The following is a 12872-nucleotide window of genomic DNA, read 5'->3' on the forward strand; positions in this document are numbered from 1 at the left end:
ATGAAATTCATCAAACGGTTCCTCATCGGCATCCTGACGATCCTTGTTTTGGTCGTCGGAATCCTGTTCATCACCAATAACGGTTATATTTTGAGAGGCGTCTGGGTCACGTACCTGCACGGACACGAAACGGCTTACCTCGACGATTACGAACATTTCGACAACCGCATCATCGCCAAAAGCCCGAATCCGCAGCCGTGGAAAATCGCGAAGGATTACAATTCGGTCAACGAGACCAAACGATTGGACAGCGTGCACAAAGCCATCGGTTCGATCGCGTTCCTGATCATCAAGAACGACAGCATCTGGCACGAAAGCTATTACGACGGTTACGGGAAAGACTCGCACACCAATTCGTTTTCGATGGCCAAAAGCATCGTCACGGCAGCTCTCGGAAAGGCGATCATGGACGGAAAAATCGCAAGTCTCGACACCAAAGTCAGCACATATTTTCCCGAATTCGGTACGGGTTATGCCGAAAAATTGACCGTTGGCGATTTGTCTTCGATGTCGTCCGGACTCGATTGGGACGAGAAATATTACAGCCCGTTCTCTAAGACCACGCGTGCGTATTTCGACACCGATCTTCCCGAATTCATCCGCAGCCTAAAGGTCGTGCATGAACCCGGAACGTATTACCAATATTCGAGCGGCAGTACGCAATTGCTCGCGATGTGCATCGAAAAAGCCACCGGAGAAAATCTGGCGAGTTATGTTTCGCGCAATTTCTGGCAACCGATGGGAGCCGAAAACGACGCATTTTGGCAAACCGACCACAAAGACGGCATCGTGAAAGCGTATTGTTGCATCGCTTCGGACGCACGCGATTTTGCACGCTTCGGGAAACTGTACAAACAACACGGCAAATGGAACGGCAAACAAATTTTGGATAGTGCGTTCGTCAAAACCTGCACAACGCCTCGCTTCGTCGAAAGCCCGCAATACGGCTACGGCTGGTGGCTTGAAACCTACCGTGACAAACAGGTTTTTTACATGCGCGGCCATTTGGGCCAATATGTAATTGTCGTGCCAGAAGACGATCTGATCATCGTGCGCCTCGGCCATTCCGGAAACGTAAATGATCCGGGAAAGTATCACAGCAACGATTTTTATGTATATTTGGATGAGACTTATAAAATGCTTTCACTCAGGAAGTAATACACGCCAATTTTAAATGTATACGCCATGATCCAAAAAATCCCTCTGGAGAACATCCTGTTTCTCGACATCGAAACCGTTCCTTTCGAACAACATTTCAACAGCCTCGACGACGAGATGAAATTGCTGTGGGAACAAAAAACCCAATACCAAAGACGAGACGAATTCTCGCCCGAAGCGTTTTACGAACGTGCCGGAATTTGGGCCGAATTCGGAAAGATCATCACCATTTCGGTCGGCTATTTCGTTTTGAAGAACGACATCCGGAATTTTCGGGTCACGTCTTTTTTCGGTGAAGAAAAACAATTGCTGCTCGATTTCTCGAACCTGCTGGGCAACCATTTCTCGCGCGCCCAACACATCCTTTGCGGACACAACGCCAAAGAATTCGACATTCCGTTCATCGCCCGCCGCATGATCATCAACGGCATACAATTGCCCGAAAAGCTCAACCTGTTCGGCAAGAAACCTTGGGAAGTGCCGCATCTCGACACGCTTGAACTGTGGAAATTCGGCGATTACAAACACTTCACGTCCCTGAAATTGCTCACGAAAATCCTCGGCATTCCGTCGTCGAAAGGCGATATAGACGGAAGCCAGGTCGCGCATGTGTTTTACGTCGAGAAAGACATCGACCGCATCATCACGTATTGCGAAAAAGACGTGATCGCGACGGCACAGGTTTTCCTAAAAATGAGACGCGAGGAATTGCTTGTGGACGACGAGATTCTTCACGTTTAAGTTTTTGGTTCATACGGATTCCGACGAAGGAGCAATCTGATTGGAATTTGGAATTTTTGTTTTGGAATTTCAATATTTTTGGCAAAAACCAATCCATGGAAAGCAACGAACCGCTCTACGTCATCCCCGAACGCTATCGCAAAATCGAGAACCTGCACATCGTTTTCTGGCTGCTCAAAGACTTGTGTTGGGTGATGCTTTGGCGTCCGCTCGGCTTGGTGATGATCGTCCCGACGATAGGTGCGGCGGCTTTGATCACTTGGCAAACGCGCCACATCAAAAGCGAATTATTGCACAACATCGCCGTGTTTTTCTGGATCATCGCGAACGCCTACTGGATGATTACCGAGTTCTTCACCACAGACGACAGCCTGCGGTATTACGCCGTGATTCCGTTTTCGATCGGGATTGTGGCGATCGCGTATTATTACATCGGCCTTCGTTTTGCGATAAAGAAATGATTTTTTAGAAGCTGTTTCCGGCTGCCCGCTTTTAGCTTTCTCTAAAAACGCGGTTTCGCTAGCCGTTTTACGGGCTTCCTGCGGTCGCCCGCAAACGCCTGCCAAACCAAGCGTTTTTCTTCAAAAGGCTAACCGCTTGCATCCGGGCTAGGCTTCGGTCTGAAATCGGAATTTCGTCTAAAAGAGGAAAAGCTAAAAAGGGCCAACAAACCATTAAGTCTTTAATCACCGACTTCTCCTACTCAGGAGCGTCTATCATCTTTTCGTCTATTATCTATTATCCAGAAAACCATCACCCAAAATCGCGTATTTTAGCAAAAAATCCCAATTATGGTCCTAAGCAGGTTCTGGCTCGCCATTTTCATCTCGTCCATCCTTTTTATTCTCGTCGGTGTTTCAATAGGCCATCATTACGGTCTCGACTATATCATCAACGGCAAGAAAGACGACCCGATCCAGATCGGCGAAAAGTATCTCAATGAACTGCCGCGTTTCCTTCAGGACAGCATCCAGAAAGCAGACGAAAATACGTTCGTGATCAACCGCGACACCACGAATCTCGACACGTCTTATGTGTACAAGAACAAAACGGTAAAAATCTACAGCGGCGTCCAAAAATCCGACGGGTTGCTGCCCACGTGCAAAAGCACCGTACTCGACCTGATCATCCCGTTGATCGCCTATCTCGCGTTTTTCTGCGGATTGATGCAGCTTTTGATCGATTCCGGAGCGGCCGAAAAACTCGCCAAGAAACTCAGTCCGGTGTTCGTGAAAGTATTTCCGTCGGTTCCAAAAAACCACCCGTCGATTTCGTACATGACCTTGAATTTTGCCGCGAATTTCCTCGGACTCGATTCCGCCGCGACGCCATTCGGGCTTAAGGCGATGGAAAGCTTGCAGGAAATCAATCCCAATAAAGATAAGGCCAGCGATGCCCAAATCATGTTCATGTGTCTGCACGCGGCCGGTTTGACATTGATCCCGACATCGATTATCGGATATCGCGCTGCCGAAAATGCCACGAATCCGGCCGATGTGATGTTGCCGTGTATCATCACGTCTTTCATCGGAACATTGGCAGCATTTCTGATCATCGGAATCAAACAAAAAATCAACTTCAAAAGCGTGTCGCTGATAACCGCTTTGATGACCATAATTGCAGCAATCGTAGGACTCCTGTTTTACGTGAACAGCCTTGATCTGATCGGCAAGAACGTGTTCACGTCGAATCTTTCGGGCATCATGCTCGTCGGGATTATCGGGGTGACGTTGGTTTTCGCTTTCGTCAACGAAAAGAAATTCGTCGAGCAGGAAACCACGATTTTCGACTCGTTCGTAACCGGAGCCAACAACGGATTGAAGACCGGAATCACGATTTTCCCTTACGTTTTGGGAATGCTCGTCGCAATTTCATTGTTCAGGAATTCGGGACTTTTCGAAATCATCTCGAATTGGATTGCGCTGTTTTTCGCGAACATCGGCGTGGCAAAAGAAATCACCGATTCGCTTCCCGTTGCGCTTTTACGTCCGTTCTCATCGGGCGGATCGAGAGGTTTCATGATCGATGCGATGCGTCAGGCCGGCCCGGATTCGTTCACCGGAAGACTCGTGTGTATTTTCCAATGTTCGGCCGAAACCACGTTTTACGTGATCGCGGTGTATTTCGGATCGGTCAAGATCAAGAACACGCGTTATACGCTTGGAGCGATGCTGCTTGTCGATCTGATCTGCGTCATCGCCGCCATTTTGGTCGCGGGCTGGTTCTTTTGATGTAACAATATTTGGAGTGAAAAGTCTTATCGGTTGAATCAAAAAACGAACAAATGAAATCAATCTTCAATCAAGAAACCAACGCCGAACTTCTGGAACGGCTTTCAAAAATCACGGCCCAAACCGTACCGAATTGGGGCAAAATGAACGCATCCCAAATGGTCACGCATTGCCAAAAACCTTTAGACGTGGCCGAAGGAACGCTCAAACTTCCGCATTCGTTCATCGGAAAACTGTTTGGCAAAATGGTCAAGAAGCAGTTCCTGAGCGGAAAACCGATCAGCAAGAATTCGCCCACGGCAAAAGAATTCGTAATCAAAGGAACGCCCGATTTCGAGAAGGAAAAATCGGTTTTGGAGGCGCAAATCCGCAAGTTTGGGGAAAAAGGTCCCGACGCGGTCGCCAACAAAACGCATCCGTTTTTCGGCACGATGACCGACGACGAATGGGGCAAACTGCATTACGTGCATTTGGATCACCATTTCACGCAGTTCGGGGTTTAGGGTAGAAACCTCAAAGGTTTTTAAAACCTTTGAGGTTTGTAGTCCACCCAAAAAATCAATAACTAAAATTATCTTACGGTCTCAATTCGGTAAAGCTTTTGTCCTGCGCAAACGCTTTTGTCGTTTTTTCGACGGTGATTTCCGAAGGCAAATCGAAACCCGCGCTTTGTTTTATATCGCTCGAAGAAGCACCGATCGAAACCGTGTATATTCCTTTTTCGGCTACCCAAGCACTTTTGTTTTCAACGAACGACGCCAAATCCTTTTCGCGCAAGGTTACGGTCAACGTCTCGCTTTCTCCGGGTTTGAGCAATTTCGTTTTGGTAAATGCCTTGAGTTCCATTTTGGGTTTGTCGATGGTTTTCGAAGGAGCCGAAACGTACAATTGCACGACTTCTTTCCCGGCGATTTTGCCCGTGTTTTTCACCGTAACCGAAACTTTCACGTTGTCTTTGAACGTTTTCGAACCGATTTTGAGATTGGAATATTCAAAAGACGTATACGATTTCCCGAACCCGAATTCATACGACGGCTTCACGCCAAACGTCTGGTAATAACGGTATCCGACATAAATGCCTTCTTCGTACGTGACGTCTTGCGGATCGTTCTCGGGCGTTCCCGGAAAATTCTTCGCAGACGAAACATCCGTATAAGCAACTGGCCACGTCATCGTCAATTTTCCCGACGGGTTGACTTTTCCCGACAACACGTCCGCGACCGAATTCCCGCCTTCCTGACCCGGTTGCCAAGCGAGCAAAATGGCATCGACGCGGTCTTTCCAGCTCGCTGATTCTATAACGCCTCCGACGTTCAAGATCACGACAACTTTTTTGCTGCGTTTGTGGAAAGCCGACGAAACCGAGTTGATCAAATGTTGTTCGTCATCGGCCAAATCGAAGTCTTCAGAAACGATGCGGTCGCCGTTTTCCCCGGAATTGCGTCCGATCGTAATGATCGCGAAATCGCTGTCGATAGCCGCTTTTTCGATGGCATCGCGCTCAAGCTGTAGTTCAGGGAAACGTTTTGCAAGAGCGAGGATGCCTTCTTTTTTGCGTCTTTCGTCGTCTTTCGATTTGAGGTCGGCGGTATACGGAACATAAAGTTTTTCGAGGTCGGAATTGATTTTGAAACCCGCGTTTTTAAGTCCGTCGAGCAAAGAAATCGTGTAGGCTTCGTTCACGTCGCCGCTTCCGGTTCCGCCCGAAATGAAGTTGTACGACGTGGTGCCGAAAAGCGCAAGCTGTTTTGTTTTGTCGCTATACGGAAGCGCGCCGTCGTTCTTGAGCAACACCATGCCTTCGGTCGCGGCCTCACGCGTGAGTTGGGCATTTTGCTTGAGGTTGGGTTTGTTGGAAGGCTTGTATTTTTTGAAGTGAGGCGATTCGAGAATCAGTTCGAGCACACGTTTGACGTTCTTATCCAACGTTTCGCGCGATAGTTTTCCGTCTTTTAGAGCAACTAGAATGGCTTTGCGTTGGGCGTTCATTCCGGGCATGATCAAATCGTTTCCAGCCGAAAGTTGCGCCACGACGTCGCTTGAAAAGTTGTTGTCCTTCAAGTCTTTCCAGCCGCCATAACCCGCGAACCAATCGGACATTACAAGGCCTTTGAAATCCCACTCGTCACGTAAAATATCGGTGAGCAGGTCTTTTCGTGCCGACGTATATTGGCCGTCCACTTTGTTATAAGACGACATGATCGTCCACGGTTGGGATTCTTTTACCGCAATTTCGAAGCCGCGCAGATAGATTTCACGCATCGCACGTTCCGAAACATGAGCGTTGACCGACATGCGGTTGTTCTCCTGATTGTTCGCCGCAAAGTGTTTTACCGAAGTCCCGACACCTTGCGATTCCACACCGTTGACCATGGCAGCGGCGATTTTTCCGCTCACGATCGGATCTTCGGAATAATATTCGAAATTACGTCCGCACAAAGGATTGCGGTGGATGTTCAACGCGGGCGCGAGCAACACATCTACTCCATATTCCTTGACTTCGTTGCCCATCGCTTTTCCGACATTTTCCACCAAAGACAAATTCCATGTCGAAGCCAAAGCTGTGCCCACCGGAAATGCCGTCGCATAATAGGTGTTTGGATCGTCTTTTCGCGTCGGGGAAATGCGTAATCCGGCCGGTCCGTCTGCGAGAACGATGCTCGGGATGCCAAGTCGGGTTACGGGAAACGTATTGCCGGCCGCTCCGGGAACGCGTCCGTCGACGTCGCCAACAGCTTCTATTTTTTCGCCGAAGCCTTTGATTCCGGTTCCCATCACGAGCCCGACTTTTTCCTCATCGGTAAGCGCGTCGATGACTTTATCGATTGGATCTTTTCCCAACTGTGGCAACGGCGCTTGGGCATTGGACGGAATGGCGAACAGTAGCGCGACTGTAGCGGCGTAAACTATTTTCATGTCAGAAAAGTTATCGTTGGAATTTTTGTTGGAACCATTTTCGCACCGGAATATCATAGAACCTCAAGCAAACGTAAGCCAATACGACAGCCGAAACGAAGGTCAGGCATAAGTACGGCAAGGCTTGCGATAAAGTCGGTTTTGTCCTGGATACCCAGGCGGTGTACACATAAATCAGCGGATAATGCGTGATGTAAATCGGGTAGGAGATCTCGCCCAGAAATTTGCAGGTTTTCTTTGAAGCGTTCGAAACCAAGCTGCCACTCGCGCCAATGTAAACGATCAACGGAAACACCAATAAAATAGCGATGGCTTCGTAAACACCGTTGAGCCACAGGGTTTCTGTTCCGCCGACTCTCGGGAATGCGAGAACGATCACCACTAGCAAACTGCTCCAAAAAAATGCGTTCGGGATTTTAGCCAATTTCGAAATCCGGAACAACAACAATCCACCAAAAAACGGGAACATCACACGCGAAAAACCGATGCGCATCTGTTCGCCTGTCAAAGCCCAGCCACCCACAATATCGCCACCGGGGCTCGTGATGACATAGTGGGCAAGGGCCGTGCCAGACAAGACGACCAAAACCGTCAGTGCGGTCTTGGAGAATTTGCGGATACCCAATGCATACAAAATGTTCGCAATATATTCATAGAACAACGACCAACCCGGGCCGTTGAGCGGATGCATTTCGGTCCAGCCGCGAATGTCCATCGAAAGCGGCAATGGCAAGAGCGTACAGCCGATCAGCATGACCAAAATCATTTTCCAGATCGGCGTTTCGGCTATGTTGGGCCAAATCGGGGCTTGCTGGAAATAGAACAGCGCACCTCCGATGAGCATTCCGACGATAACCATCGGCTGTAATCGGATCAGACGCCTTTTGAAGAAATCACCCACGCTCATCTTGTGCCAACGATCGTCGTATGCATAACCGATCACGAATCCCGAAAGCAGGAAAAAGAAATCGACGGCGAGATAACCGTGGTTCACGATTTGGTCCTGATGGCTTGTCGCATGGGTTTCAAAAAGGTGGAAAATCACGACCATGATGGCCGCGACACCTCTCAATCCGTCGAGGATCGGGAAATGCGGTTTGGTTTTTAGGGTTTCGGACATAGTTTCTGTTGCCGCGAATTACACGAATGTCACTAATGATTTGTTCTAATCCGAGTAATGGTGGCTGTTTTTAGTTGAATAGTTTAGGGGCGAATTCGGTCAAATAATCGCGCCAGTTCGACCACGTATGGCCGCCTTCCGATTCTTTGTACGTGTATTTGAAACCGATCGAATCGAGCCTTTCACGGAATTCCATATCTTGCTTATACAGGAAATCGGTCTTTCCGATGGCAATCCAATACAATTTATAGCCTTTGTCTTTCTGGGTTTTGAGCTTTTGATCGAAGCTCGCATACACGTCGGCTTTCGAATCTTTGGGTTGCAGCATGGCAGACGAGAACACGCCCACATAATCGAACGTATCGGGATTGTTGGCCGAAATTACAAGTGAGTGCATGCCACCCATCGACAAACCCGCAATCGCACGGTTCGCCTTGTCTTTCTTGACGCGGTAATTCGATTCGATGAATTTTACGACATCGGGATACGCTCTTTCGGTATTTCCGGAGAACATGTCGGGCTGAAGGAAAACCGGTTTGTCCATTTTGGACGATGATTCGCCCGGAGCTGCGGTTTGGCTCGCGTTTCCGTTGGTCATCACGACAAGCATCGGCTTTGCTTTTTTCTGGGCGATGAGGTTGTCCATGATTTGGGCCGTGCGTCCGAGCGCGATCCAGGCTTCCTCGTCACCGCCGGCTCCGTGAAGCAGATAAAGCGTAGGATAAGATTCTTTCGAGGTTTCATATCCGGGTGGCGTATAAATCGTGACGCGTCGGTTGAGTTTCAAAGTCGGCGAATCGTACCAACGTCGAACGACCGATCCGTGAGGCACATCTTTCGTTTTGTAATCGTCGGCTTTTCCGTTTCCGATGATGAAAATATTGACGATCGTGGCTACATCGCGGATCAGGTACGCATTGTTCGGATCGTGTACCTTCACACCGTCGACCACAAACCAATAGCTGTACAATTCTGAAGCGAGTTTAGACGTTGTGAACGACCAGATGCCGTCTGCGCCTTTGACCAAATCGGCCGAACCGGTAGCGAATCCGTTAGGCGGCAAAAAATCGCCCTGAACCGAAACTTTTTTGGCTTCTTTGGCGTCGAGGCGGAACGTGACGGAATTATCGGCGTTGATTTCGGGCGAAATAATTTCCTTCTGTTGGCCGAAACTCACGTTTTCCTGTGCGTAGATCGTCCATCCGAAAAGCAAAAAGAGGAGAATACAATTTTTCATAAGATGAAATTTTCATTGCTTCATTGTGAAACAATATTAAGTTTTAATTTTGATATTTGCAACATGTTGGTAAAAAGGTACTCAAATAGAGCTTGACACCATCAAACTTGTTTACTTTGCGATATGGAATTGCGAAAAACCCTGATAGAACGTTCCGAAAACATGTGGCGTGATTTTTTGCCTCACGTTTCGATCGATTGCGTGATTTTCGGTTTCGACAACAACGCGCTCAAGGTTTTGCTGCTTCGGTTGAAAGATCAGCAGCAATGGGCACTTCCGGGCGGATATGTGAGAAAGGACGAAAATGTAGACGACGCGGCCTATCGCATGCTCAAGGAGCGCACCGCTGTAGATAATTTGTACTTGCAGCAATTCCGTACGTTCGGGCAAACCCAACGATCCGAAGGTTTTTTTGCCGATTATCCAGACGATTTGTGGCACAAGCAACGTTTCATCTCGATCGGCTATTACGCTTTGGTGAATTATGCCGAAGTCACGCCCGTAAAGGATTCCGTGTCGGCTGAATGCGAATGGAAAGACATAGGTGATTTGCCCGATCTCATGATGGATCATCGTTTCATATTCAACAAAGCGCTCGTGACTTTGCGCAAGCAGTTGAATTACAAGCCGATAGGCTATAATTTGCTTCCCGAAAAATTCACGATGCCCGAATTGCAGAAACTGTACGAAATCATTCTGGACAAAAAACTCAACCGTGGTAATTTCTACCGAAAGATATTGCGCTATGACATTCTCGAGAAGCTCAACGAATCGCGAAAGGGCGGTGCGCACAAAGCACCCGATCTGTATCGTTTCGACGCGGAAAAGTATCGCGATGCGTTAAAGAACGGCTTGCAATCGGAATGGTAGGAAAGAAATAAAAAAGGCGGAGCAATTAAGTTCCGCCTTTTATTTTTTAACCAATGACCATTTCGGGAATTTCTCCTTCGACGATCAGGTCGGCTTCTGTAGCTTTTACGATTTCATCGACCGAAACACCGGGAGCGCGCTCTAAAAGTTTGAAACCTCTAGGCGTGATTTCCATGACGGCGAGTTCGGTTACGACTTTTTTGACGCATCCGACTCCTGTCAAAGGCAACGTGCAACGCTTTAGGATTTTCGATTCCCCGGCTTTGTTCACGTGCATCATGGCGACGATGATGTTTTCGGCCGAAGCCACCAAATCCATCGCGCCACCCATTCCTTTCACCATTTTTCCGGGAATTTTCCAGTTGGCGATGTCGCCGTTCTCGGAAACTTCCATCGCGCCAAGAATCGTCAGATCTACGTGTTGGCTGCGGATCATCCCAAAACTGAAAGACGAATCGAAGAAACTCGCTCCAGGCAATGTCGTGATCGTTTGCTTTCCGGCGTTGATGACATCGGCGTCTTCTTCTCCTTCGAACGGGAACGGACCCATGCCGAGCACACCGTTTTCCGATTGGAATTCAACAGAAATATCCTCACGCACGTAATTGGCGACCAATGTCGGGATGCCGATTCCGAGGTTGACGTAATATCCGTCTTTTACTTCTTGCGCGATGCGTTTTGCGATGTCTTCTTTGCCGAGCATAGTATCGTTAATGAGGTGTTGTCTAATTAGTGTGTAACCATAATCGTGCTCCAGGCCGTGCGGCTTCCATCGTCACAAATACCGCGGATCCAGAACTTATAGGTTGTGTTTACGTTCAAACCGGTATAGGTTGGCGTGAATCCGGAGCTGATCGTGCTCAACTGGGCATTGGTCGGAGCGGCTGTACCTGTCATCAGAGCGTATTCGAACTGATCTTCTCCATTGCCGTTATAGCTGAAATTGGCGCCCCACAAACTACCGTTGGTGTATTCGATGGTATACGAGACGTTGCTCGGCTGCAGGCACATGTTTTGGTTGGTTTGCGAAAAATACGTGTACGGACCTTCCCAAGAACTCCAGCTGCTTCCGCCGCAATTCGCACGAACGTAGAAGTCGTAAGACGTTTGGGCCGCCATCGGGATTCCGTCGTAAAACGTATTGTTGGTCGTGAAGACGGTTCCGTTTCCGGTAAATCCGGATTCGCCGTATTTGATTTGGTATTGTGAGACATTTTCTCCCCAATTCCTGTTGTCCCACGAAAGCTCAAGCGTATAGTTGATGTTGTCCGGTCGTCTGCAGTAATCGTTTATGGAAACGGTTACACCTGGCGTCCATTTGCTTTTGCTTCCATCAGGACATACGGCACGTGCGTAAATGGTAATTGTACTGCCATTCGAAAAATCGGTGAACTCCTCTAGGTCGAGATCGCCCGTCGTTGCTTGTGTGGTGGTCGTGTATCCGCCGCCTGGATATGCCTGGTCAGAAGGACCGAAGCTGATTTCGTAAAAACCTGCATCGCCTTCCGCGACGATGTTGAAATGCAATTTGTCAAGTTGGGACGTTACGCTGAACGAATCGATTTTAGAGCAGCTTGAGCCTTCATCTCCGCCCGAACAACCTTGCAATAAGGCTACTGCCACAAAAAGTAATGTAAAAATCTTTCTCATTTAAAATAGGGATAGTTAAATAATTATGTAAATGGTTTCTGCCCAAAGGCGGCCAAATATATAATTTATTTTCTAACGCGCACGGTTCTTTGCTCAATGCGTTTTTCGAACGTTTCTCCTTTGAAAATCCGTTGGATCATAATGCCCGGAATATGGATTTGGTTCGGATCGAGACTGCCTACCGGGAGCAGTTCCTCAACTTCGGCAATCGTGATTTTTCCGGCTCCGGCCATAGGCGCGTTGAAGTTTCTCGCCGTTCCTTTAAAAATCAGGTTTCCGGCTTCGTCGCCTTTCCATGCTTTCACGATCGAGAATTCGGCTTTGAACGCTTCTTCGAGAATGTGCATCTTTCCGTTGAATTCGCGCGCTTCTTTTCCTTCGGCCACTTCGGTTCCGTAACCGGCCGGGGTGTAGAAAGCGGGAATTCCGCATTGGGCCGCGCGACATTTTTCGGCAAGTGTGCCTTGAGGCGTAAGTTCGACTTCGAGTTCGCCCGATAGCATCTGACGCTCGAATTCGGCGTTTTCACCTACATAAGACGAGATCATTTTTTTGATCTGCTTTTTTTGTAGCAAAAGACCGAGTCCGAAATCGTCCACACCGGCATTGTTCGAAATACAGGTAAGGTCTTTCGTGCCTTTGCGCACGAGTTCGGCTATAGAGTTTTCAGGGATTCCGCACAAACCGAAACCACCTAGCATGATGGTCATGCCGTCTTGGATTCCGTCTAATGCTTCGTGTACCGAATTGACTTTCTTATTGATCATGAGTTGATGGATTTGAAAAAATCTTTGCAAAAATACGCTTCTCAAACGATTTCGCAATCGCGCCCTTAGCAATTCGAAGCAATAAAAGTTAAAGTTTGGATTTTAAGATTTGAGGCAGAAAATCTGTAATCGACGTTTGGCGGGAGTTCATAAATTTAAACCTAACAGGTTTTCAAAACCTG

12 protein-coding genes are annotated in these 12872 nt (G+C 48.2%); 6 read left to right on the forward strand and 6 right to left on the reverse strand.

What is annotated here, in order from left to right:
- From HZF10_RS04840 to HZF10_RS04860, 5 genes are all read left to right on the forward strand, one after another.
- Positions 1 to 1158, forward strand: coding sequence for a serine hydrolase domain-containing protein (locus tag HZF10_RS04840; protein ID WP_217703346.1), 1158 nt, complete (start codon positions 1 to 3; stop codon positions 1156 to 1158).
- 27 nt (positions 1159 to 1185) lie between these two features.
- Positions 1186 to 1899 (forward strand): 3'-5' exonuclease, encoded by a 714-nt coding sequence (locus HZF10_RS04845; protein ID WP_176005055.1) that lies wholly within the window; start codon positions 1186 to 1188, stop codon positions 1897 to 1899.
- Between the two features lie 95 nt (positions 1900 to 1994).
- Entirely contained in the window at positions 1995 to 2360 is a 366-nt protein-coding gene (locus HZF10_RS04850; protein ID WP_176005056.1) for a hypothetical protein, read from the forward strand.
- Positions 2361 to 2690: 330 nt separating this feature from the next.
- Positions 2691 to 4130: a spore maturation protein gene (locus tag HZF10_RS04855; RefSeq protein ID WP_176005057.1), complete on the forward strand. Its 1440-nt coding sequence runs from the start codon at positions 2691 to 2693 to the stop codon at positions 4128 to 4130.
- Positions 4131 to 4183: 53 nt separating this feature from the next.
- Positions 4184 to 4633 carry a DUF1569 domain-containing protein gene (locus HZF10_RS04860; protein ID WP_176005058.1) on the forward strand — a complete coding sequence of 150 codons (450 nt, stop codon included), beginning with the start codon at positions 4184 to 4186 and terminating at the stop codon, positions 4631 to 4633.
- Positions 4634 to 4706: 73 nt separating this feature from the next.
- Here HZF10_RS04860 and HZF10_RS04865 read toward each other — a convergent pair whose 3' ends face one another.
- The 3 genes from HZF10_RS04865 to HZF10_RS04875 form a co-directional block, all read right to left on the reverse strand.
- Positions 4707 to 7046, reverse strand: a complete 2340-nt coding sequence (locus HZF10_RS04865; protein WP_176005059.1) for a beta-glucosidase — start codon at positions 7044 to 7046, stop codon at positions 4707 to 4709.
- Positions 7047 to 7056: 10 nt separating this feature from the next.
- On the reverse strand, positions 7057 to 8166 hold the full coding sequence (locus HZF10_RS04870) for an acyltransferase family protein (protein WP_176005060.1): 1110 nt from the start codon (positions 8164 to 8166) through the stop codon (positions 7057 to 7059).
- A 70-nt stretch (positions 8167 to 8236) separates the two neighbouring features.
- Positions 8237 to 9403 (reverse strand): esterase, encoded by a 1167-nt coding sequence (locus tag HZF10_RS04875; RefSeq protein WP_176005061.1) that lies wholly within the window; start codon positions 9401 to 9403, stop codon positions 8237 to 8239.
- A gap of 123 nt (positions 9404 to 9526) precedes the next feature.
- Here HZF10_RS04875 and HZF10_RS04880 point away from each other — a divergent pair, with 123 nt between their 5' ends.
- Positions 9527 to 10273 carry an NUDIX hydrolase gene (locus HZF10_RS04880; protein WP_176005062.1) on the forward strand — a complete coding sequence of 249 codons (747 nt, stop codon included), beginning with the start codon at positions 9527 to 9529 and terminating at the stop codon, positions 10271 to 10273.
- 46 nt (positions 10274 to 10319) lie between these two features.
- Here HZF10_RS04880 and HZF10_RS04885 read toward each other — a convergent pair whose 3' ends face one another.
- From HZF10_RS04885 to HZF10_RS04895, 3 genes are all read right to left on the reverse strand, one after another.
- Positions 10320 to 10976 carry a 3-oxoacid CoA-transferase subunit B gene (locus HZF10_RS04885; RefSeq protein ID WP_176005063.1) on the reverse strand — a complete coding sequence of 219 codons (657 nt, stop codon included), beginning with the start codon at positions 10974 to 10976 and terminating at the stop codon, positions 10320 to 10322.
- Between the two features lie 26 nt (positions 10977 to 11002).
- The gene (locus HZF10_RS04890) at positions 11003 to 11923 is read right to left on the reverse strand and encodes a hypothetical protein (protein ID WP_176005064.1); all 921 of its coding nucleotides are present in this window, start codon (positions 11921 to 11923) and stop codon (positions 11003 to 11005) included.
- A 65-nt stretch (positions 11924 to 11988) separates the two neighbouring features.
- Complete coding sequence (locus tag HZF10_RS04895) at positions 11989 to 12690, reverse strand: CoA transferase subunit A (RefSeq protein ID WP_176005065.1); 702 nt, start codon at positions 12688 to 12690, stop codon at positions 11989 to 11991.
- Positions 12691 to 12872: the final 182 nt, after the last annotated feature.

It is taken from the genome of Flavobacterium agri (genome assembly GCF_013401995.1).
GTDB classification, from domain to species: Bacteria; Bacteroidota; Bacteroidia; order Flavobacteriales; family Flavobacteriaceae; genus Flavobacterium; species Flavobacterium agri.